We start from the raw sequence: 22,221 nt of genomic DNA, 5'->3' as shown, positions 1-22,221 counted from the left end.
ACTGCAACACCCGAAACTCCCGCAATCCGCCTCTGTCTATCTCGAGGCGGCGATCCTGATCGCATCCAACCGTGGAGTCGAAGGTGCCGTGCACGGAGGCTGTGCCGATTAGTTGCAGCTCGACCTACGGTCGTCATGGGAATTGTCCCGGGATCTCTGAACAGCGTCGAGACCTCCGGGTATCTGCGACGCAAGCGGGCTCGGTGGGGTCGCCGAACATTTCGAGTTGCCGATCAAGACCGTTCGTCCCTACGACGTGGTCAGCCAAGTTCGGGTCGAACGCAGGCAGCCACCAGCTCGTCGGCCGCAGCTCAGTCGGAGGAATGGCCGACCAGCCCCAATCCGCATCTGCTCATCTCGACGCACGGTGCGCACGCGGAGAACATCCCGCCCCTCGCGGTGCGCACGATTGCGCTCGTCTTTCGTGGACTGCAACTGTAAGCGCACGGCATTCGTAGTGACCGCTCTTGTACGAGGCATCCATCACCGAAGATCCCGTACTCTTCACACGTGTCTCGGATCATCAGCCCCGCCGCGATGCATCGTGCACACCGACTCCCTGTACCGAACCTCGATCCCGGGGCATCGGCGACGCCGAACACCGCGACATTGACAGCTTCGTGGATTTGGCTTGGGTGGCACTGTTCCTACAGATTGTGCAGCGCCCGCAGGCCGTCGGTGAATTACGGGCAACCCACCTTCATCGCCGGAGTGTTGCCGGGGGCGTCTCGCCGAACTTCTCTCGGTACTGCACGGAGAAGCGTCCGAGATGCACGAATCCACACCTGCTCGCCGCATCGGAAACCGTCGTCGTCGACGGATCGGCGTCGAGTAGCCAGGCGCGTACAGCCTTCATGCGAACCTCGCGCAGATATCCCATCGGGGTCGTGCCGTAGTACTTCTTGAAACCGTCTTGAAGCGCCCGAACGCTGATGCCCGTAGCCGATGCGACATCCTCGACAGTGAGCAGTTCGTCCGCGTGGTGTTCGAGTATTTCGACCGCGCGGCGAATCGTTCGAGGCGCCGCCGGCACTGGCCGCTGCAACGCCTCTGTGTAGTTATTGGGCTGGGCCACAATGAGTTGACTGAGCAGAAGCCGCTCGAACTCTTTCATAACGATCGGCTCGTTCGGCAGTGAGCCACCGTTTTCCATTTCGCCCCGCAAGAGCTCGAGCACGCCGCGCCAAGAGCGAATGCCGGTTCGCTCCAGTTCCATTCGAAGGTCGAACCGGAGTGGCTCGCGGAGCGGGGCCCCGAGCGCCTCTTGTACTTGCCGCTCCAGACCCTGGCGATCGATCCGAACAATCAGCTGCCGGTTCCCCTTGCGCCATTCCATGGTCGTCGACCCTCCCGGTTGGAGGATCGATGCGACAGCCGGTGTTGACTCGAATGTTTCTGCACCCCAATTTATTTCCGCCACTTCAGAGAGGGGAATCTGAACGAGATAGAAGTCGTCGAGATCGCTCGGGCGAATGCGCATACCGGTGCCGTATTCCAGGTAGTGCAGGCCGATAGTTCCGGCGGTGGCCGAGTGAAACCTGCAGGACGCCGCACCGTCGCCACCTGTGGGTTCGAGCGTATGCGGTAAGAAGGCGGAACCGACCACCGATCGCACCTGGTCCAGATCGACGCACCTCGACGCCCAATTCGTCGAGTAGTCCTCGAAAGGCCTCCAGCAGTCGTGCAGAGCCTCCCTCGACCACAGGCAGACCGAAACCGTGGACCGTTGCCGCCAGCACCGAAATCATGAAGCCGCCGGAGGCATTATCCGGCGACAGACCTCACGTCAAGTTGTCCACGGACGGCCTGTTCGTATGGTTCGAAGTCATCACCACCGGCGGCACTACGCTGTTCTGGTCGGTTTGCCAACAGCGACCATGTCGCGTACGAAAGTCGACTGGAGCTGGACCGTCTGTGGATGGCGGACTCTGCGCCGGAAGCGAGGCGGATCGCCGCGCAACCGTTGTGCCTGAGCGGACCCGATGGAGCGCCCCGCGAACGTTGACAATGCCTGCGCGTCGGCGGAAAGTTGAGCAGGGATCTTGTGACCCGATCTGTCAAGTCGGTGAGTAGGTGAGAAGCGTGAGCGCAACCGATCCCCCACCGCTGGTCGTCGTGCCGCCGGGGGCCGGGCAGACCGGTGACCTGGGCCCGATCGGGGTCGAATTCAAGCTGTGGGGCCGTGACACCGGTGGGGTGTTGTCGGTCGTCGAGCACCCGTTCCCGGTCGGTGCGCTGGTGCCGCCGCATCTGCATACGCGGGAGGACGAATTCTCGATAGTTACTCAGGGTGTGATCGGATTCCGCTCCGGTGACCGGGAGGCCGTTCTCGAACCCGGCGGATACATCACAAAGCCCCGGGGTGAGATGCACGCCATGTGGAACGCCGGCACCGTCCCGGCGCGCATGATCGAGATCATCAGTCCGGCAGGCTTCGAACATTGCTTCCTGGAAATGTCCGAACTGGTCGCCGCCGGCGAACCGGATGTCACCCAGATCGCCGCACTTGCCGAGCGCTACGGTCTGCAATTCGGCGAACCCGACTGGTTGCCCGACGTGATCGCCCGATTTGCCCTGACACCGCCGTGAGCCCCGCTCGAGCCTCGACGCATGCAGTGTCGTTCACTGGTCGGGGCTGCTCAGCTCGGCCAGTCGATGAGCCGAAGACAGCTTCGGAGTAGGACGGCCACGGCCACCGGAAGGCGCCCGGCTTCGGCGAATAGTGGATTCGTTTGTGGGCGAGGCGTCCTCGTCGTTCGCAAGGAAGGGTCAACGCGCGCCTGCGGTGGTTCTGGTTTGTCTCACGGTTCGGCCACCGCATTTCTGTCTGAGATTCCTGACATCTCTTCTGTCGTCCGTCACCGGCGTGACAGAGGCCGGAGAGGTAGAGGAACATGGAAGAAATGAAAGTGGTACGGCTCCACGCCTATGGCGGACCGGAGAATCTGGCCTACGAGGATGCCCCCGTCCGGAGCCTGCCGGGGACGAACTCATGGTGCGGGTGCATGCTGCAGGGGTCAACGTGTTGGACTGGTTGCTGGGCGAAGGCGGGTTGGAACACTTTCCCGATGTTCCGCTGCCCTGGATTCCGGGGTGGGACATCTCGGAGTAGTGGAAGTGGTCGGTAACGGCGTCAGCGGGTTCCAGCAGGGCGACAGCGTCTACGGAATGGTTCGGCTGCCCGAACCCGGCAACGCCTACGCCGAGTACACGGCGGTCCCCGCCAGTCAGGTCGTCGCCAAGCCGCCCATCCTGGACCACATACACGCGGCGGCGGTGCCGATGACCGGATTGACGGCGTGGCGTGCCCTCGTCGACGAGGCCGGTCTACAACGAGGGCAGCGCGTGTTGATCCATGCCGCCTCGGGCGGTGTCGGCCATCTGGCCGTGCAATTTGCGAAGGCCTTGGGAGCGCACGTGGTCGCAACCGCGTCCGGCTCCAACCGGGAGTACGTGAACTCGCTCGGCGCCGACGAGTTCGTCAACTACCGCGAGCAGCGGTTCGAGACGTCGGTGGCTCCGGTTCATGCCGTGATCGACACGGTCGGCGGCAAAGTCCAACAGCGGTCCCTCGACGTGCTGACGCGAGCCGGGGTTCTCGTCGCCCTGCCGGCAGAGGTCCCGGACGTGGTCAAGGCCGAAGCCGAGCGACGCGGTATACGAACGCGACACTTCAGCGTCGAACCGAATTCTGACACGCTGACCATGATCTCCCGGCTCGTCGATGACGGCAGAGTGCGGCCCACGGTCAGCTCGGTGTATCCCCTCGCCGAGGCGCAAGCTGCCCACGAAGAGGGCCGGGCAGGACACGTCCGAGGGAAGCTGGTCCTCGACGCGACCACGGTTGCTTCCTGACCAGCGTGCTTCGAAAAGGGCGCCGGCTGCTGCCCGCAATGCGCTGTGCGCCTGTCTCGCCCGGTGAAGGTTCGGCTGGCGGACAATCCGGGATGAGCAACAGACAATTGATGCGGGCCTGTCGATACCTCACCCGGGTCCATCGTCATCGCGAACGCGGACCGCGGCGCGGACCTGTCACAGGCCATCGGGGCGCTGTCGGCCAGACCGTCACGTCAGCGCAGATACTCCGGGGCCGTCGAGATCGCCCAGCGCCGACTTGCGCCCCGATATTGCCATGAGCAGTGATAGTGCCGGGCCACAGACTTCTGGGCCATCGCCGATCGACACGTCTGCGTCGGTGGCCCGCAACTGGACCGAGTCAATGAGTTGCTTCGCACCCCCCAGGGATACCGGGGTGCGCGCCTGATACCGCAACGATCTGACGACCGCCTCCGACGGATATATACGGTTGATGCCCAGCGGCCGCCGGATGTCTTCGCCATGGACGACCTCTTCGACCAGTCTGCTGTCGAGCGGTGCTGGCGGCGTCGACGTACGTGTTGCTACCTGCTGAAGCCGGGCAAGCGTTTGGCGGGGTGTGGCGCCGCGTTCGCGTTCGACGCCTTGGGCGTTTTGGCGATCGAAGTTGAAGCGCGCCCGGGCCATATTGCGCACGATGCCGAGGCGGGTTGTCTTCGCGTTGTTGATCAAGTGTGCGGCGACGTCGTGCACGGTCCAGTCACCACAGAGTGAGGGGTGGTCCCACTGGTCGTCGGTGAGGTCGGTGAGGTCATCGATCAGCGCCGCACGCTCCGCATGCACGATCGGCCAGACATCATTCATGAAGCCAGTGTGACAAATTCTGCCCGCCACCGACTGGATTGGACCCGAACGAGCTGCCGTGACCACCGCCACGGCCCGGGTCGAGGACCACTTCATCGCCGGTGACGCCGCGCTCGACTTCGCCAACACCGTCTACCGCCGCACGCCCGAACTCGGCGCCGACCTGTTCACCAACGCCGAAGCACTCGTCACCTGGCTCGACCGGGCCCACCTGCTACCTGCGACGGAGCCTCCGGAACGCGCCTTCGCCGACACCGCGGCCGCCCTGAAGGAGGCTCGCGCATTGCGTGCGCTGTTCTGGACAATCTTCGACGCGCAGAAGGACGGCCACAACATCCCCGCGGACGCCTTCGCACGGCTACTCGGCACCGCCCGTCGCGGCAGCGACACCATCAACCTTGCGTCCGACGGCTCCATGACTCCACTGGCCGCTGAGGGCGTGTTCGCGATCCTGGCGCTGCGCGCCATCACCCTCGTGCTCGCCCCACCACCGCAAGGAGTACGCGCCTGCGACAGCTGCGGCTGGTTCTTCATCGACTCCTCCCGCAGCCGCCGTCGCCGCTGGTGCAGCATGAAGACCTGCGGCAACCAAGCCAAAGCCGCCCGCTACCGCTCGACCCACCCGTGATGAGTATGTCCAGCATCTGGTTCTCAGCGTCGCACGGCCCGAGGCCCAGCCGCGTCGCCGATGCTCAAACCCTCACGCACTGCCCGCCGAGCAGCCCTCCGAGTCACGTCTCCGCCAACCCAAGTTCGCAGCGAGTCGACAGCCGGGGACTCGCTCCCCAGCGCTTGGGCGCTACCGCATCGGGCACTGCCAGTCGGATTGAGAACCCCGCATGAAAACGCGACTCGCCACGTTCAGCGTCCACCAGAGCGATCTGCAGCAACACCACCGTTCGCCAGTGGTGTGCAACGTGCCCGCAGCAAGTGAAATCGGGGGTGGTGAGAAGCAAGCCCCTCACACCGCCCCGAGCCCGAGCCCGTCAACGCCGACTGACCCACCCTACCGGAGCCCCGCGGTAAGACTCCGCCCTCCATGCGAGGCCGAACGACCTGTGCCGGAACTTGTTCCGCGGACCCGGTGGCATGAAAGATCAGGACTCGCCCTGCCTGTGTTCGATGACCCAGGCCGCGATCTGAGTCCGGGAGGTGAACCCCAGTTTGGACAGAATGTGCTCGACATGGCCCTGAGCGGTGCGCTGGGAAATGACGAGTTTGTCGGCGATCGCCCTGTTGGTCAATCCCTCGGCGACCAGCTCGGCGACCTGCCGCTCCCGCCGCGTGAGAGGCGTCGACCCCGGCCCGACCGCCGCGGCGGTCGGACCACTCTCGTCGAGGGCGTACCCGGCGGCCTCCTCGAACCGCATCCCGAGACCGCGCCCGAACTCCGCCTCGAACGCGCGGTCACCGATCGCTCCGCGGGCCTTCTCCTCGCACCGGGCGTGGTGGACGAGCAGCCTCGGGTAGAGCATGCTGGGGCTGCAGCCGGCCCGCGCGAGGGCCTCAGCGGCACCCATCAGCGTGGCCGCCCGCCGAGGAGCACCCTCATCCACCGCGACCCACGACAGGACCTCGATGCACCCCGCGCCGCCGGTGCGGTCATCAACTGACCGGGCGAGCTGCAGCCCCTGCATGACAAGCTCTTTCGCCCCGGAATACTTGCCGCGCCGCCACGCCCCTATCCCCGCACCCCACAGCGCCCAGCCCCGGTACATGAACTCGCCGCGCGATTCGGTCAGCGCAAGCATCGCCCGCTGACACTCCTCGCTCCGCGCCCAGTCTTCGGCCGCGTCACTGGCCGCCGCGAGCCCGGACAGGGACCAGATCATGTACAGCACGTTGCCGTCGTCTCGGAACACTGCGAGCGAGGATTCGAAGTGCTTACACGCTGCCCGGGCATCCAGGGTGATCAGTGCGTGCTGGCCGGCGGCATCGTCCATCAGTGCCGCGGCGGTGCGATCGCCGAGCTGCGCCGCCAGGGCACTGCCGCGCTGAACATAGATTGCCGACGCGTCCGCGTCACCGTGCAGCCCGGACAGCACACTGAGCACGTACAACGCCGTGATCTGTTCGAGCCCGGGTTCGTCGCCGCGCACCGCGAGAAGCTGCGCCAGCCACCGCATCCCCTCGCGCAGCTTGCCCCGCACCCGCCAGTACGGGTACATCGCGCCCGCCATCCGAATCCCCGCGTTCGCCTCGAGCGGGCCGGTCAGGCAGAACTGCAGAGCCGCAACGACGTTGGACTGCTCAGCGTCGAGGCGCAGGGTCCAGGACAGCTGCCGCGAACTGATCCAATCGGACTCCGCCCGCAGCACCAGGCGTGCGTACCAGTCCCGGTGCCGCCGCAGCAATGATGCGAATTCGCCGGTCTCCTGCAACCGTTCCACCCCGTAGTCACGCAGCGTCTCGAGCATCCGGTACCGCGCCGCACCTCCCGTCTCCTCCCGGAGCAGGATCGATTTGTCGATCAGCGACGCCACCACGTCGACAACCTGTTCCGGCGTCATGCCGCCGGAACAGATCCCTTCCGCCGCGTCGAGCTCGAAGCCGCCGGCGAACACCGTCAGCCGTCCCCACATCTCCCGCTCCGCCCGGGTACACAAGTCGTAGCTCCAGTCGATACTCCCCAGGAGAGTCTGCTGGCGGGACGGCGCCCCGCGGCTACCCGTCGTCAGCAAGGTGAAGCGGTCGGTCAATCGGTGCAGGATCTGCTCGACCGACATCACCCGCAGCCGCACCGCCGCCAACTCGATCGCCAGCGGCAGACCGTCCAGGCGCCGGCAGATCGCCGCGACAACGCCCTCGTTGCTCTCGGTGATCTCGAAACCCGGCACCGCCGTCGCCGCGCGTTCGGTGAACAGGGTCATCGCCTCGTAATGGCCAAGCCCCCCGCCGGCCACCGACCGCTGCCTCGCCTCCGGCAGCGTCAGCGGCGGCACCCGCAGCACGGCCTCGCCCCCTATTCCGAACGGCTCCCGGCTGGTCGCGAGAATCCGCACGTCCGGGCAGCTGCGCAGAAGGGTTTCCGCGAGGTTTGCGACCGGGCCGACGAGGTGCTCGCAGTTGTCCAGCACGAGCAACAACTTCTGCGGCGTCAGATACTCGACTAGCTGCGTTTCCGGGGCGCCGGGGCCCTCGCGAAGGTTCAACGCCGAGAGCACCGCGTCGACGACCGCGCCCGGGTCGTACAGTTCCCCCAACCCGACCGACCACACACCGTCGTCAAACGCACGAGACGAATCGGCGGCGACCCGCAGCGCGAGCCTGGTCTTTCCTACACCCCCCACACCGGTCAACGTCACGAGCCGCGACACGGACAGTAGACGGCGGATCTCGGCGATCTCATGACGGCGGCCGACGAAACTCGTCAATTCGTAGGGGAGGTTCCCCACGTTCGCCGTGCCGCCGGAAGGCATGAAACCGTCACTTTCATCTCACATCCCCTTGCCGACCACGGTACCTTCGTCGCCACGACACGATCCGGTCCGCGATTACCCTCTCGCTACTGTCTCGTGGCTCTGCACGGATGATCACCGTGCTGAGCGCACCCACCTCGCCCGCGGTGGGTGCGACAACTGCTGGGCCTCGCCGAATACCGGCCGCCGGTGGGATAATCCACCTAGGAGGATCGTCCACCCAGGAGACGATGTCCTTGCAAAAACGTCGACCCCGGCCCAGGGCCTCAGGACCGCCCGAGTGCGCCGGGGTCGGCCCACAGAGGACGGGTGTCATCCGGCAACCGACGGCGTGCGGACAACACCGGGGAACCCACAACCGACTGCAGGGTTCCGATTTCGTGCCGCTCTTCTCTGACATGCGGTAACAAGTCGGAGCCCGTCACCGACGTACTAGGTGTCGTAGTCAACGATGACGGACCCGAACAGCGGGCGCTGGACTCGAAAGGCGAGCAGGCAGATGAACGAACTGCCGAGAAAACGACCCCGGCCGTGGGTACTACCACGGGAGCTGTCCGCGTGGCTCGACACGAGCCAGCGCGGGTAACGAGGGCAGGTGAGAGGTTTGACTAGGGGCATCAAGCGCAACGGCGATCCCGATGCCGATCCCCCAGGAGACGACGCACCGGTGGACGTCGCGGCGGTGCGCCGCGACGACGCTTTGATCGACGCGATCGCCGGCGGCGGTCCCGTCGCAACGGATTCGCCGGAACAGGACCAGCTCGCGCTCCTGCTGACCAATTGGCGCGCCGACATCGTGGCGACACCGATGCCGACCGGGCCGTTGCTCGACGACGTGATCGCGGCGATCGACGCCTCGGACGCCCGTTCCGCACGCAGCGCCGCCCGCGGCAAGCTCCGGCTGTTGCGACCCATCGCAGGCGCCGCCGCCGCGATCGCGGTCGTCATGGGTGGCGCCACCATCTTCTCGTACAACGCCGCACCCGGCGATCCGCTGTGGAGCGTCAAGTCGGTCGTGTTCAGCCAGCAGGCCGATTCGACCGTCGCGCAGATCGACACCACGTCGCAGCTGCAGGAGGCCGAGCGGCTGATCGCCGCGGGCGACGCGGTGGCGGCGAAGAACCTGCTCGAGGACGCCGCCGACCGTTCCGGTGGGGTACGTGACGCCGACACGCGCAACGAACTCGACGTGTGGCGGGCGAAGCTCGCCGCGGAACTCGAGAAGATCGCTCCCACCACGCCGCCTGCGACGACGACGCCCGGAACCACCACCACCGGCACGCCGACGCAGACCATCGAATTGCCGGCTACACCCGGTTCCACGACGGCGCCGGGAGTCGAGCCGTTGCCGGGAACCCTGCCGACCGACCTGCAGCTTCCCGGACAGCCGCCCACGTCACTGCCGCCGCTACCCACGCCGACGCTCCCGCTCCCGCCCGAGACATTGCCGTCCACCAGCCCTGAACCCACCATCACGATGGTCCCGCCTCCGCAGCCGCCCCTGCCTCTGCCGTCGGACAACCCGACCACACAACCGCCCCCGCCTGTTCCGTCGGACAACCCGACCACACAACCGCCCCCGCCTGTTCCGTCGGACAACCCGACCACACAGCCACCCCCGCCTCCGCTGTCGGAGCCTTCCTCGGCGCCGCTCCAGCCGCCAGTCCCGACCAGCTGAGGCGGGCAGCATCACGCTGACCCACACCCTGATCGTCTCCGGCCTGGTCGACGGGTACCGGATGTTCGTGTACCCCACCGTCCAGGGTCGGGGACGACGGCTGTTCCCCGACGGTTACGACATGCGGAAACTGCAGCTGGCGCAGGCCCGCGGCTTCGAAAACGGCGTCTCTCTGCTGCGCTTCACCCTCTGAGCGCGGCGGTGCCCATACCGGCGGCGGATAGTTGTCCTACTTATGCCGGCTTTCGGCGATCCGCGCCTGAGCAAGCGCGGTCATCACCCGCTCGGTCATCTCCGGCCATGGCGGTCGCCGCAACACCGCGATCGTGCCGATGACGGCCGCCGCGAAACCCGTGCAGACCCCGATCAACGCGTGCCAGCTCGCATCGACGGCGGGCGTCCACGTAACACCCTCCGCACCGACTGTGTAGATGCCGACCGGACGCTCACCTCGTCGACCCCAACCTGTCCGCGACACAGTGATGATCACCGTGCCGTTACTCGCCTCGTACGGCTCGCCGAAGACCAGCATCGAGTCCTCCTTGTCGGGGCCGTCAGTCTACTGCGCGAAGCACGGCGATCGCCCCGATCCGCCCCTTCGGCCGGGCGACCGTGGTGGCGTCGGGCGCGCGACTCGCCAGTGCACCTCGGTAGGTATTCGGATCACGGCTCTGGTCATTTTCGGCCTTCGTCCGGCTCCTCAGAGGGAACCGCGTCCCTGCTGTCGATGTCGTCACTGGGCTTCGACTGTTCGTTGCGTAGTGGTGTCAGCCCTGAGTGCAAAGAAATGCCAGACTGGGCTGACCGCCTTTGGCGGCACTGCACCATTCGGAAGCGGATCGGCCGACGGGACACGATTTCGACGTTCGCGATGAGTCCAGCCATCTCTTCCGGTCTGTCTATTTGTATCCCGGTCCATCCGATCATTGGAGGAGGCGCCCATGCCCCGCACCCGCATCCACAACATGAACATCTCCCTCGACGGCTACGCCGCCGGCGAGCACGTGACTTTCGACGCCCCGATCGGCGGTGCGCAACGGCTATTCGACTGGTTCGACGGACGCGTCATCCACGGGGTCGACCGGGTAGACGCCCCGATCACCCTGGACCGCGCCGTGACCAGCCTGTGGAGCCAGGGCATCGGCGCGGAGATCATGGGGCGCCGCAAGTTCGGACCCCACAGCGGCGATTGGCCCGACGACGGGTGGCGGGGCTGGTGGGGCGACGAACCGCCATTTCAGACACCGGTGTTCGTCATGAGCCACTACCCACACCCGAGCATCGACTTCCCCAACGGAACCAGCTTCCATTTCGTGGACGCGCCACCCGATGAGGTGCTGCGCATGGCCCAGGAAGCAGCGAACGGTCAGGACGTCCGTATCGGCGGAGGACCCTCGATCGTGCGGCAGTTTCTGCAAGCCGACCTGATCGACTTCATGCACCTGGTGATCGTGCCCATCACCCTCGGGCGCGGCGTATCCCTCTGGGAGGGCTTGGAGGGCATCGAAGACTGCTTCACAGTCGAGACCGTCACCTCACCCAGCGGTCTCACCCATCAGCTCTGGAACAAGAACGGCCACGACTGAATCCGGACCCCTCGGTGGGGTGACGGCGCCCTGATTGACGGGGAAGAAGGCCTTGTCGTCGTCGAGCATTGTCGGACCTAGGGCGGGGACGCGTTGGAGTGGCCGACAGCGCGCCGAGGGACAGGCGGTTCCGCACGCGGATCCTCGGCGGGAGGTCCTCGATCGCTTGGCGTTGGGCTAGGGCCGTCGTCCGAACCAATCGAGGAGTCGGGTCTGCTGCGAAGCGTCGGGAGGCAATGTGTCGCTCGGGCCCTCGCCGTACGCACCGAAGGCGAGCATGTCGTCCAGATGTGGTTCGACCACGCGCGACAGGCCGGCGACCACAGGCGGATCAAGAGTTTCATCGAGGCCCGCCGCGCGGAGGAGGTCCCACGCGTGGACCACGAGGTCGACGAGCCGGAAGCGCAGGAACGCCTCGGCGGGGACGTCGCCGTTCGGGCCCGGAACTGGCTGTTCCGGTGGTGCGGCGGCGAAGGCCTCGGCCTGCTGTCGTGACGATTCGGCCACCGCGGCGACCGGGTCGTCTCCGAGCTGGTCATCCGTGAGCATGTTCCGGGCCTGTTCACGACCGACGCCGGCAAGCAGGAGCGAAGTGAAGCGGTTCCCCACCACGACGTGCTCGACCAGGTCGCGCACCGAAATCTGTGACGGTGTGGGCAGGTCCCATGAGTCCACCGGCAGTTGGCGCACCACGCGCTCGAATTCGGCCGAGGCAGCGAGAATGAGTTCCATTTTTCGCACGGTAGCGGTCGTGGACTGGTTCCGGACAGGTGCGTCGTGGCGGATGTCCTCCGCGGGAACGGCGTACGGCGATTCCGTGGAACCAGTGCGGCACGCCGAGCCGGTCACCCGTCGGGGATCGGATCGGCGATCGAGACGGTCCGGTGGACTCTGACAGCCACGCTGCCGCTCGCGGCGGGCATGTCGTGGGCGCAGATCGCCGAACGTTCCCCGGTCACGGCCCCCACGACATACTGAACGGCAAGCGCCCGCTGTCGATCGAGATTCTCTGGCTCCCGCTCGGGCACGTCGTCAGGCGCGAGAGCGACGTTCGAGCATCAGGACGCTGATACTGGCGACGACCAGAACCGCCGCCAGCGCGAAGAAGACGTCGCGTGGGAGGAAGCCGGCGCCGAGGGCAGACCCGACGATCAACGGGCCGGCGATTCCACCGAGGCGCCCGATCCCGAGGGCCCAGCCGACTCCGGTGGACCGCATGCCGGGTGGATACAGCACAGTTGCCAGGGCGATGACGCTCATCTGCCCGCCGGTCACACACGTGCCCGTCAGGAAGGCGGTTCCGAGAAGTGCCCAGGTGCTGCCGCCACCGATGACCCACCCCAGTGCCGCGACGAAGGCCGCACCGCCGAGATAGACGATGCCGAGAGTGCGGAACGGGTTGGTCTTGTCCATCGCGGGACCGATGATGATTGCTGCCAGAATCCCGCCGATCGTGGTCAAGACGGTCGAGGCGATAACGACGCGTGACGGCGCTCCCAGCGAGCCGACGATCGTCGGAAACCAGCTTTGAATTGCGTAGAAGGCCGCCAGATTTGCCGCGAATGCAGTCCACAGCAGGAGGGTGCTCAGGAACCACCTGCCGCGTACCAGATCGACGACCATCGGAACCTTCCCACGGCCGGGTTCCTCGGCACTCGAGTAGTCGGTCCGAATGACCGTATCGGCGGGCAGGCCGGGGTCGATGCGGCGCAGGGTGGCATGTGCACGGGTGGGAGCGCCGCGCATCAGTAGGTAGCGGGGTGAATCGGGGAAGTAACGCAGCAGAGGAACGAGTAGCACCAACGGCACGATGCCTCCGATGACGAACATCGCGCGCCAGCCCCAGTGTGGGATGACCACGCCGGAGACGATTCCCGCGGCCACGAAGCCGAGTGCGAACCAGCAGTAGATGAACATCACGAAGGATGACCGTCGCCGGGCGGGGGCGAATTCGCTGGTCAGAGCGACAAGGCTGGGGATGGCTGCGCCCAGTCCGGCGCCGGTCAGGAAACGCAGGGTGGTGAGCTGAATCGGGCCGGTCGTGAGAGCGCAGAGCAGGGTGAGGATGCCGAACAGTGCCGTGCATGCGATGACCGTGCGCCGGTGTCCATACCGATTCGCCACGGGCGACAAGAGCAGGTATCCGAACATCAAACCGACGATCGCCGCGGAGAAGATCGGGCCGAGCGAGGAGACGGGTAGTTTCCATTCCCGGGCTATCGCCGGCGCGACGAAGCTGATCGCCTGGGTGTCGAAGCCGTCGAGGAACATGACGGCGCCGGCAAGCGCAAGCAGGAGGTAGTGGAAGCGGCCGACGGGCCGTCTGTCGATGACATCACTGACGAGAATCCCGTGGGCAGGGCGCACTGGGGAGCGGGAGAGTTCCGAGTCCATTACGACTTCTTTCGCGTTGGGGCGAGTCCGGTTCGGGGTAGGCATCGCGTCCCCGTGGTGTCCGAGAACGGGACCGCCTCGTTGCCCGATGACGAAGACCCTAGGAGGTGGATTGCGTTACAGTCAATAGCTGTAACCTAACTTTGGCGCTACGCTCCAACCCCTGAGAAGGCCCATCCAGGCTGTTCCAGTACTTCTCCACCAAGGAGTGCACAGCAATCGCCAAATTCCCCGGTCAGGACCTACTGGCTGGTCAACCATAAGGAGAGCACGTGAATGTGCAAGCGGCACTGGTCGGATCGACAGTGCGAAAAACAGGTCATCCCGCGCCGATGAAGCCAGTGCGGAGTGCGAGCACAGGTTCGACGACGGACGTCGTCGGCGGGAGGGATCGTCGATGAGTTCATTCGATTTCGCGGTACTGGTGCTGCGAGTCAGCCTCGGCGGCATCATGGCCGCTCACGGCTATCACAAGATTTTCCTCGGTGGCCGGCTGTCCGGAAACGCCATATGGTTCGAGCGGCTGGGGATGCGGCCCGGCGCCTTCCACGTCCACGTGGCGGCAGGAACCGAGATCCTGGCCGGGGCCGCTCTGGCCCTCGGCCTGTTCACCTCGCTCGCCGCCGCAGCCTTCGTGGCACTCATGCTCGTCGCCGCCTGGACAGTGCACCGCCCCAACGGCTTCTACATCATGAGCTCAGGCTGGGAATACACATTCGTCCTCGCGGTGACCGCCGTGTGCATCGCCGTTCTGGGCGCCGGTGAGTTCAGCGTCGACCATTGGATCTTCGGCAGCACTCCGTTCGACGGATGGACCGGACTCGTCGTTGCGGTAGCCGTTGGCGCCGTGGGCGGGATCGGTCAACTGGTCGCGTTCTACCGGCCGGCGAAGGCCGAAGCCGCGTAGTTCGGCATCGATCCGGGGCCCGCACGCGAAAGTGTTGCGGGTCCTGGCCTTTCCCGAGTTCACTCGCCCGGCGCCGCCGAAACGAGGCGGAGAACTCTCCCCGGATACGCGGGCTACCCGCTCGCCCGAGATGGGCGAGCGGGTAGAGAGCTGCCGTGCTATTGCGCGCTGTCGTCGCCGTAGAACCTGGTGAAGGACGTCACCGGCTCCCGGCTGGTGCTGTGACCGTTCAGTTTGTGTTCGCGGTCCGCGTAGCCCAGCGCGAGGCCGCAGACGACGATGTGATCCTCCGGAATGTCGAGCTGCTGCCGCAACACCGGATAGAAGTCGATGAAGGACGCCTGTGGGCAGGTGTCCAGTCCGATGCCGCGCGCGGCGAGAATCAACGCCTGAAGAAAGAGACCGGCGTCGACGAGAGCACCGGCCAACGGGTGCCGACTCACGGTCACGATGAGACCTACAGGCGCGCCGAAGAAGTCGTAGTTTCGACGATGGTGCGCCAGTCGTGCCTCCGCATCCGTCGGCGCGATGCCGAGCGCGCCGCCGTAGAGGCCTTCACCGAACTGTCGGCGCCGCGTGTGGAAAGGCTCCGGCCACTCATCGGGCTTCGGCTGGTAGTCGTACTCCCGCGTCCGCACTCGACCGTCCGCGTCATGGGCGGCCAACAGGGCCGCCGTGAGTCGGGTCTTGACCGATCCCGTCACCACGTGAACCTGCCATGGCTGGGAGTTGGAATTGCTTGCCGAGCGCGCCGCCAATTCCAGGAGCCGTTCGACGACCGAGCGCGGAACCGGCGTCGTCGAGAACGCTCGAACGCTCCGCCTGCTCAGCAGAGCCTGCTCGACCGTCAGTTGTCGCCCTTCGTTGTTCGACTCCGGGAGCGCCGCGGGCGCGGGGGTGATTGTGTGGTTCATGAAACACCGGACCTCTTCCAACGTCAGCCGACCGCGGCCGGGGTGATGTCGTACGAGATGCGTCCCGCGGGGAGATAGAACAGCGCGATCAGCGCTCCCCCCCTGACCTCCGGGTAGTGATGACTGCCAGGTCCCGGCGCAGTCCACCCTGCGCCCTGCCAGCCGCGCGGACCCGCCAGCTCGGCGCCCGGATCGAGCGGTACGACGAGGTTCAGTTCACCGTAGGGATGCTGGTGGTACTGGCCGCGGTAGCGGGGCACGCTGTTCATGTAGACCGCAGTAACGCTGAAGTAATTGAGGACGTCGCTCGGTTCGGCAATGCGACTCCGCCGATAGCGCGGCCCGTCGACTTCGACGTTCGCGGCCCACCCGTCTTCGACGCCGTTCGTGATCATGCGGGCAAGGTCGTCGTACAGAGCGGTTCCGGGGCCGTACGTGCTGTTGAGCCAGTCTTCCAGTTCGCCGCCGGCAGTGCGGTTCTTCACCTCTTCGAGGAACGGAATACTGCGCTCGATCAGGGCTTGGCTGGGCTTCATCTTGACTCCTACGAATGAGACTCACACCACTCTTGCGGCTACCCGCACAGTAGGACGGAATTAAGTTACAGTCAACATCTGTAACGTAATTGCTAATTTCCAGGAGTAATCGAATGCCTTCCTCGCCCTCGTGGAGAACCCCTTCCCGAGAAGTCCGCCGCCGACGGCCTCACGCCGCGGCCTTCACCATGGTCGCTGCGATCACTGCCACACTCGTCGGAGCCTCCGCGGTGCCGACGCCGCCCCACGCGGTCTACCAGGAGAGATGGGCGCTCTCCACGTCGCAGTCGACACTCACTTTCGGCGTGTACGCCGTCAGTCTGCTGCTCGCCCCGCTAACCGTCGGTTCGCTGTCCGATCAGATCGGCCGGCGCCCCGTCATCGTCGCCGCGCTCCCGCTGGAGGCAGTGTCCATGGCGACCTTCGCCGGGGCCACCGGCCTGGAGTTGCTCCTCGTCGCGCGCGTGGTGCAGGGATTCGCCACCGGCGCAGCAATCAGCGCGCTGGGTTCTGCGCTCGTCGATTTCGAAGCCTCCCCAGGCCACGGCGCCCGGATCAACAGCAGCGCCCACCCGATCGGACTTGCACTGGGAGCACTCTTCTCGAGTATCGTGAGCGAGCACTTCCCCCGACCCACCAGTACCGTCTTTCTGGTTCTTCTCGTCGTGTTCGTGGTGGAAATCGCAGCGGCACTGATGATCCCGGAAACCGTGCCGCGCCGACGCGACCGTCCCGTATCCATTCGACCGCGGGTGACAGTTCCGAGGCCCGCACTCGGGGCGTTCCTTCTCACCGTTCCGTACGTTGTCGCGGTGTGGGCCCTCGCCGGCTTCTACCTTTCCCTCGGCCCGTCGCTCGCCCGCAACGCATTGCACGTACACACGTCGCTGGTCGGCGCCGCGATGGTGGCGACACTGACCGGAACCGGGGCGGTGTCCATCTTCGTGCTGAGCGCCGTCGGACCACGGACGATCCTGCTCGTGGGCGCGGGAACCCTCGTTGCCGGAGTCGCGACAACTCTGTACGGCTCCGAACACTCTTCCGCAACAGCGATTCTGACCGGGACGGCCATCGCAGGAGTGGGCTTCGGAGCAGGTTTTCAGAGCGCGATCCGCGCGGTGATGCCCCTGGTGCAACCCCATGAGAGGGCCGCACTCCTGTCGAGCGTCTACACGGTCGCCTACCTCGCCAATTGCGTTCCCTCCCTGGTTGCGGGACGTCTCATCGACCGCCTCGGCTTCATCGCCACCACGAGAATGTATGCGGGCCTGGTGGCATCGCTCGCTACCACAGCCTTGGTCGGACTCGCCTTCCGGCGCAATCGAGCCGAAGCGCCTCCTATGGTTGGCTCGCACGTGAGCACTGCCGACTCACCGCTACGTGCAACCCATACCAGAAAAAGTTACAATCACCGCCCGTAACCAAACTCGACAAGGGGTGAACGATGGCTGAGAAGCCGACTGGGACGGCACCATCGGACACCACGGATGCACCGAGTTCGCGTGGTGGCAGACCTCGTGATCCGGCCCTGGACGACGCGATCATCGAAGCCACACGACGACGCCTGGTACTGGACGGGTACTCGCAAATGTCCATGGGAGACATCGCCTCCGACGCAGGAGTCACCCGGCCCACCATCTACCGTCGATGGCCCGGCAAATTCGAGCTGGTGGTGGACGCCCTGGACTACGGATTCCGCGCTCAGCGCGCGTCGTACCCAGGCCTCGAGCTCGAAAAATTGCCACCCTTCGACGCCTTCGTCGAAGCTGTCCGCAGGGTCGACCCCTGCTATTTCAATCCGGATGCGATGGTCCTGATGGGCAATTTCATGGGCGAGAAGCTACGGACACCAGCATTGCTCGAGATAGTGCGCGAGCACGCGGTCGAACCGCGAGTGAATCTGGTCGAGCGTGTTCTCGAGAACCTGCGCGACCGCAAGGCAGTTCGCGCCGACGTCGATACCCACACCGTTGCGACGTTGTGCTTCGGCGCCTACTACGCGGCTTTCCTCCGCGGGGACACCGACACCGCAGATCTCGCCCACCGCGTCGCTTCGACCATCTGGTCCGGCATAGCCGCGCCCTAGCCGGGTGCGGAAGGCTCCGGTGCTCGTCGAGTGGAGCTTGAAGCGCCGATGGAGGCACGTGGCCACGGCGAGAACCGTGCACGCTTGCGCCGCCCGACCCCACCGTTTCCGATATCCGCTATTGACGAAACCGCCAGCTCCAGGTGATGATTTGGGTATCCCACCCGAGGTGGGGAGAGGGCCCGCCCCTCTGTTGGAGATCACTCATCGGGCAGCACCAGAACGGTCGCTGTCGTCGTGTGTCCACAACAGAAAGGGGTCCACATGGTCCAGCCCGAAGTCCTGATCGCCCTGCTGATCGCCGCCTGCTTCATCTTCTTCGTGAGCGCCTGCTTGGTCACGGTCATCGTCATCGTCATCGTCACCGGCAGCACCGCCGGCCTCCGTGACTTCGCGAAGGTGCTCGCTGCATTCGGACGCGTAATCCGCCTCCGGTTCCGGTTCGGCAACTGACCACAGCGCGAAACCCTCGCACAGGAGGGAGTCCCCGGTATCGGTCCGGGGACTCCCCCGGGGTCTGTGTCCATCAATCGAGAAACTGTCACCGAAGCCCGAACACCAGAACTACGATGCTGGTCGCCGCTAACTGACCTCGAGCGGACCGAGGTGTCCGATCAGATGGTGCGAGAAGAAATCCTTCAGGCCCCGCGCCGATGCCGTCGGGTTTTGCACCATCAGTAGGTGCCCGGCCCCCGGCACGGTGAGGCGCTCGGCCCGCGGGAACCAGCGCTGCACGAGCTCGCTTCCATCGACGAACCGCGCGCAACTCTCGGCACCGAGCACATTGAGCACCGGCCGCGTGATGCGCCCGGCCTCCCCTGCCCCGAAACTCCACTGCTGCACGGCCGGCATCTCAGCTCGGCAGAACGAGTCAGCCTCGTCGAGCGCCTCGTCGAAGGCGTGGGGAATCACCCGGTCCAGCACGGCACGGTAGCCATCGCCGCACACATGGCGCAGGAACCCGTCCACCGCGGCGGCCTTGTCGCCTGATCTGTAGGCAGCGATGACCCGCAGGGTCGAATACTCCATCAGCTGCGCGACCAGTGGGTCGTACCACGAGACGAAGGCACCGGCGTGTAGGAGCACGACGCGCTCACCGCCCTCGCGCAGCTTATAGGTCAGTGAGACGTCACCGAACCGGGCACTGTCCACGGCGTCCTCTACGGATCCGCTCCATGAAGTCAGTTCTAGTGGAATGGCTCACGAAGTCAAGGGCTGCGGCAGGTGACCTGGGTGGTCCCGCAGAGCCACCCACCGGGTTTCGAACTTCGAACGGCCACCGTGCACCGGCGGCCGCGTCACACCTCTAGCGAAGGGGGAACCCGAGACGAACGAGCGATTCCTTCAGCCGATCCCGCCCGTTCAGCCGCGTCGCGGACGCGAGTCGGTCCAGAACCCTTTCGATCCAGGAATGTTCGAGCTGCTGCGCCGAGTAGAAGGCAGCGATTCGCCCCTCGTAGGCGTCGACGTGGTCGCGCTGGGCAGGCAGGTCGTACTTCTCGTGGTGCAACACCGCAGCTCGGGGCAGGCGCGGCTTGATCTGGGCGTCGGCGTCCGGATGGGGCTGCCCGACGACGAGCCCGAACACCGCGAACACGTGGGGCGGCAGGCCGAGTTCCGCCGCGACTTCCTCGGGCTTGTTGCGCAGCGCCCCGATGAACACCGTTCCCAGCCCGAGCGACTCCGCCGCGGTCACGGCGTTCTGCGCCGCCAGGGCGGCATCGATGAACCCGATATAGCTGCTCTCGAGGTAGTCGGCGCCCTCGATCGGCGCGCCGCGGTCGCCGGCGAGCTGGCGGACACGGGCGAAGTCGGCGAGCCAGACCAGCAGGACGGGGGCCTCGATGATGTGGGCCTGGTTGCCCGCGAGTGCGGCCAGACGAGCCTTGCTGTCGGGGTCGCGGACCGCGACGACACTCCACGCCTGGAGGTTCGACGACGTGGCGGCCGACTGCCCGGCCGACACGAGCACGTCGAGCGTCTCGTCGGTCAGCGGATCGGGTAGGTAGCGGCGGACCGACCGGTGCGTGTGCAGGGCTTCCAGGACCGGATTCCACTGCGCGGGTTCGGTGAGGGCGGGGTCCCAGTAGCGCTGCTGCAGCGCCGTGCGGGGTGCGATGTCTGCGATGGTCACCCGGACAGGAAAGCCGACCACCGCTCCCAGCTCCAGTGTTAGGCGCACCGTGATTCCTGAGATCCCCCGGCGTTCTCGTCGACACCCGCGAACGGAACGCGTGAACAGCCGCAGCGACGCCGCCGATCGGCGACAATTCGGGGGCCTCCGACAGCTGTTCGGGACTAGGTGATGCACGCGAAAGGGAGTGGACGTGACGGAACGGGTGATCGTGGTGACGGGTGCCGGCTCGGGAATCGGGCGGTCCATGGCGACCGGACTGCTCGACGCCGGGCATCACGTGGTGCTGACAGGACGGGCGCGGGAAAAGCTGGACGAGACAGCGCACGGTCGCAAACACGCAGTCGTGGTGCCGGCCGATGTCTCGTCGCCGCAGTCGGTGCACAGCCTCTTCGCCGCCGTAGCTGAACGATTCGGCCGCCTCGACGTTCTCGTCAACAATGCGGGCACCTTCGGCCCCTCCGGCGCGGTGGACGAGATCGAACCGGAGGACTGGGACCGGACGGTCGCCACAAACTTGACCGGGGTCTTCCTCTGCTCCCGGGAGGCCGTGCGGATGATGAAAGCCCAGACACCGCGCGGCGGACGCATCATCAACAACGGTTCACTGTCCGCCCACACGCCACGACCCGCGAGCGTCGCCTACACGGCAACCAAACACGGGGTGTCGGGGTTGACCAAGTCGATCGCGCTCGACGGACGCGACCACGACATCTGCTGCACCCAGATCGACATCGGGAACGCCGCAACCGCCATGACCGAAGGCATCGGCCAATCCGCCCGCCAACCGGACGGATCAATGCGAGCGGAACCCACCTTCGACCCGCGGTACGTCGCGGACGCGGTGACCCGACTGGTCGAACTCCCCTTGGAAGTCACCGTGCCGACGATGACGATCATGGCCACCGGGATGCCGTACATCGGCCGCGGCTGACCGGGCGGCTGTTCGGTCACGTTGTTCTGGAAGCAGGATCCCCTTACGCACCCGCGATGTCGGAGATCCGCACGTCGTCGGTGTTCAGGTCGCGCAGCACCTCCCTGCGTACCGAATCGAGATAACCGATGTGAGTCGCGAATGCCTCGCGGGCCTCTGCCGGGTCACCGGTGGCGATCGCCTGATACATGCCCTCGTGCTGTTCCATCACCAGGCGTCGATCCAATCGATCGACGAAGACACGGTTGGTCACCGGACGGATCAGGTGCACCGAGGTCATCGCCAACTCCAGGATCGGGTTGTGCGCGGCCCGCGTGATCGCGGTGTGAAATTCCAGGTCCAGGCCGAGCCACTCCTCGATATCCATCTCGAAGTCTCGCGACGCCAGCACCGGCCTCCGAATGGCCTCGAGGTCTTCGTCGGTGTGGCGCTGCGCCGCCATCGCCACACTGAACTCCTCCAGAACCCGGCGCGCTTCATCCACGTCGTGCACCGTGACGTCGCCGGCACGGAACCAGAGGCGGATGGCGTCGCCGAGCAACTCGGCGATGTCGTCCGAGTCCGGGACCGCCACATACGTGCCTCCTCCGACGCCGCCGCGAACCGACGTGAGCAGCCCCGTCGCGGTCAGCAATTTGAGGGCCTCGCGGGCGGTGTTGCGTGACACGTCGAACGTGTCCGCGAGATCGAGTTCGGTGGGCAGCCGCTCCCCAGGGACCCAGACGCCGTCGGCGATCGCCGATCTGAGCTGCCTGGCGATCTGCCCCGAGGCGTCCTTACGGGTCAGCGCCTTCGGCCTGAACGCTCGATCCATTTCGGGACACCTCTCCGTTGCCTGATGTTGTGCTCTGCATTACAGTAACGCCCAACATCCAATGTCCAACATTGAACGTTGACCGAAATCCCGCCCACACACCTCGACAACCAACCCAACCGCCGCCCCGGCCCGCGCG

The 22,221-nt window shown here is 65.9% G+C and carries 22 protein-coding genes and 1 pseudogene; 12 read left to right on the top strand and 11 right to left on the bottom strand.

Annotated features, from left to right (window positions below):
• Positions 1-700: 700 nt before the first annotated feature.
• Entirely contained in the window at positions 701-1,606 is a 906-nt protein-coding gene (locus JVH1_RS34030; protein WP_009473416.1) for an AraC family transcriptional regulator, read from the bottom strand.
• A gap of 476 nt (positions 1,607-2,082) precedes the next feature.
• Here JVH1_RS34030 and JVH1_RS34025 point away from each other — a divergent pair, with 476 nt between their 5' ends.
• Positions 2,083-2,589 (top strand): cupin domain-containing protein, encoded by a 507-nt coding sequence (locus tag JVH1_RS34025; RefSeq protein WP_009473417.1) that lies wholly within the window; start codon positions 2,083-2,085, stop codon positions 2,587-2,589.
• Positions 2,590-3,093: 504 nt separating this feature from the next.
• Positions 3,094-3,855 (top strand): NADP-dependent oxidoreductase, encoded by a 762-nt coding sequence (locus tag JVH1_RS34020; protein WP_237735104.1) that lies wholly within the window; start codon positions 3,094-3,096, stop codon positions 3,853-3,855.
• Between the two features lie 210 nt (positions 3,856-4,065).
• Here the strand turns inward: JVH1_RS34020 and JVH1_RS34015 are convergent, their stop codons facing one another.
• Positions 4,066-4,680 carry a maleylpyruvate isomerase family mycothiol-dependent enzyme gene (locus tag JVH1_RS34015; protein ID WP_041811033.1) on the bottom strand — a complete coding sequence of 205 codons (615 nt, stop codon included), beginning with the start codon at positions 4,678-4,680 and terminating at the stop codon, positions 4,066-4,068.
• 58 nt (positions 4,681-4,738) lie between these two features.
• On the opposite strand from JVH1_RS34015, the gene JVH1_RS34010 reads away from it, so the two are divergent.
• Positions 4,739-5,308 carry an ABATE domain-containing protein gene (locus tag JVH1_RS34010; protein WP_009473421.1) on the top strand — a complete coding sequence of 190 codons (570 nt, stop codon included), beginning with the start codon at positions 4,739-4,741 and terminating at the stop codon, positions 5,306-5,308.
• A 469-nt stretch (positions 5,309-5,777) separates the two neighbouring features.
• Here the strand turns inward: JVH1_RS34010 and JVH1_RS34005 are convergent, their stop codons facing one another.
• Positions 5,778-8,099, bottom strand: coding sequence for a LuxR C-terminal-related transcriptional regulator (locus JVH1_RS34005; protein WP_009473422.1), 2,322 nt, complete (start codon positions 8,097-8,099; stop codon positions 5,778-5,780).
• Between the two features lie 595 nt (positions 8,100-8,694).
• On the opposite strand from JVH1_RS34005, the gene JVH1_RS34000 reads away from it, so the two are divergent.
• Entirely contained in the window at positions 8,695-9,777 is a 1,083-nt protein-coding gene (locus JVH1_RS34000) for an anti-sigma-D factor RsdA (protein ID WP_043777914.1), read from the top strand.
• Positions 9,778-9,781: 4 nt separating this feature from the next.
• Positions 9,782-9,970, top strand: a pseudogene (locus tag JVH1_RS33995) (dihydrofolate reductase family protein); the annotation flags it as partial.
• A 36-nt stretch (positions 9,971-10,006) separates the two neighbouring features.
• Here JVH1_RS33995 and JVH1_RS33990 read toward each other — a convergent pair.
• Positions 10,007-10,309, bottom strand: a complete 303-nt coding sequence (locus JVH1_RS33990; protein WP_009473426.1) for a hypothetical protein — start codon at positions 10,307-10,309, stop codon at positions 10,007-10,009.
• A 409-nt stretch (positions 10,310-10,718) separates the two neighbouring features.
• Between JVH1_RS33990 and JVH1_RS33985 the strand changes: the two genes are divergently transcribed.
• Complete coding sequence (locus JVH1_RS33985) at positions 10,719-11,363, top strand: dihydrofolate reductase family protein (protein ID WP_009473427.1); 645 nt, start codon at positions 10,719-10,721, stop codon at positions 11,361-11,363.
• A gap of 177 nt (positions 11,364-11,540) precedes the next feature.
• Here JVH1_RS33985 and JVH1_RS33980 read toward each other — a convergent pair whose 3' ends face one another.
• On the bottom strand, positions 11,541-12,095 hold the full coding sequence (locus JVH1_RS33980; protein ID WP_009473428.1) for a TIGR03086 family metal-binding protein: 555 nt from the start codon (positions 12,093-12,095) through the stop codon (positions 11,541-11,543).
• Between the two features lie 45 nt (positions 12,096-12,140).
• Here JVH1_RS33980 and JVH1_RS33975 point away from each other — a divergent pair, with 45 nt between their 5' ends.
• On the top strand, positions 12,141-12,341 hold the full coding sequence (locus JVH1_RS33975) for a hypothetical protein (protein ID WP_009473429.1): 201 nt from the start codon (positions 12,141-12,143) through the stop codon (positions 12,339-12,341).
• Positions 12,342-12,395: 54 nt separating this feature from the next.
• On the opposite strand, the gene JVH1_RS33970 is transcribed toward JVH1_RS33975, so the two are convergent.
• Positions 12,396-13,757, bottom strand: coding sequence for an MFS transporter (locus JVH1_RS33970; protein ID WP_009473430.1), 1,362 nt, complete (start codon positions 13,755-13,757; stop codon positions 12,396-12,398).
• A gap of 397 nt (positions 13,758-14,154) precedes the next feature.
• Here JVH1_RS33970 and JVH1_RS33965 point away from each other — a divergent pair, with 397 nt between their 5' ends.
• A complete protein-coding gene (locus JVH1_RS33965) occupies positions 14,155-14,664 on the top strand; it encodes a DoxX family protein (protein ID WP_009473431.1) in 510 nt (169 codons plus the stop codon).
• Positions 14,665-14,822: 158 nt separating this feature from the next.
• On the opposite strand, the gene JVH1_RS33960 is transcribed toward JVH1_RS33965, so the two are convergent.
• On the bottom strand, positions 14,823-15,578 hold the full coding sequence (locus JVH1_RS33960) for a nitroreductase (protein ID WP_009473432.1): 756 nt from the start codon (positions 15,576-15,578) through the stop codon (positions 14,823-14,825).
• A 23-nt stretch (positions 15,579-15,601) separates the two neighbouring features.
• A complete protein-coding gene (locus JVH1_RS33955; protein ID WP_009473433.1) occupies positions 15,602-16,114 on the bottom strand; it encodes a DUF4863 family protein in 513 nt (170 codons plus the stop codon).
• A 188-nt stretch (positions 16,115-16,302) separates the two neighbouring features.
• Between JVH1_RS33955 and JVH1_RS33950 the strand changes: the two genes are divergently transcribed.
• From JVH1_RS33950 to JVH1_RS33940, 3 genes are all read left to right on the top strand, one after another.
• Positions 16,303-17,535, top strand: a complete 1,233-nt coding sequence (locus tag JVH1_RS33950; protein ID WP_009473434.1) for an MFS transporter — start codon at positions 16,303-16,305, stop codon at positions 17,533-17,535.
• 23 nt (positions 17,536-17,558) lie between these two features.
• Positions 17,559-18,200: a TetR/AcrR family transcriptional regulator gene (locus JVH1_RS33945; protein ID WP_009473435.1), complete on the top strand. Its 642-nt coding sequence runs from the start codon at positions 17,559-17,561 to the stop codon at positions 18,198-18,200.
• A gap of 264 nt (positions 18,201-18,464) precedes the next feature.
• Positions 18,465-18,653: a hypothetical protein gene (locus JVH1_RS33940; RefSeq protein ID WP_009473436.1), complete on the top strand. Its 189-nt coding sequence runs from the start codon at positions 18,465-18,467 to the stop codon at positions 18,651-18,653.
• A gap of 129 nt (positions 18,654-18,782) precedes the next feature.
• Here the strand turns inward: JVH1_RS33940 and JVH1_RS33935 are convergent, their stop codons facing one another.
• Positions 18,783-19,352, bottom strand: coding sequence for an alpha/beta fold hydrolase (locus tag JVH1_RS33935; protein ID WP_009473437.1), 570 nt, complete (start codon positions 19,350-19,352; stop codon positions 18,783-18,785).
• Positions 19,353-19,506: 154 nt separating this feature from the next.
• Entirely contained in the window at positions 19,507-20,355 is an 849-nt protein-coding gene (locus JVH1_RS33930) for an NADPH-dependent oxidoreductase (protein ID WP_009473438.1), read from the bottom strand.
• 166 nt (positions 20,356-20,521) lie between these two features.
• Between JVH1_RS33930 and JVH1_RS33925 the strand changes: the two genes are divergently transcribed.
• Positions 20,522-21,268 carry an SDR family oxidoreductase gene (locus tag JVH1_RS33925; protein ID WP_043777918.1) on the top strand — a complete coding sequence of 249 codons (747 nt, stop codon included), beginning with the start codon at positions 20,522-20,524 and terminating at the stop codon, positions 21,266-21,268.
• 43 nt (positions 21,269-21,311) lie between these two features.
• Here the strand turns inward: JVH1_RS33925 and JVH1_RS33920 are convergent, their stop codons facing one another.
• The gene (locus JVH1_RS33920) at positions 21,312-22,082 is read right to left on the bottom strand and encodes a FadR/GntR family transcriptional regulator (RefSeq protein ID WP_009473440.1); all 771 of its coding nucleotides are present in this window, start codon (positions 22,080-22,082) and stop codon (positions 21,312-21,314) included.
• Positions 22,083-22,221: the final 139 nt, after the last annotated feature.

It is taken from the genome of Rhodococcus sp. JVH1 (assembly GCF_000280725.2).
Taxonomy (GTDB): domain Bacteria; phylum Actinomycetota; class Actinomycetes; order Mycobacteriales; family Mycobacteriaceae; genus Rhodococcus_F; species Rhodococcus_F jostii_A.
This window is presented reverse-complemented; position numbering and strand designations above follow the sequence as displayed.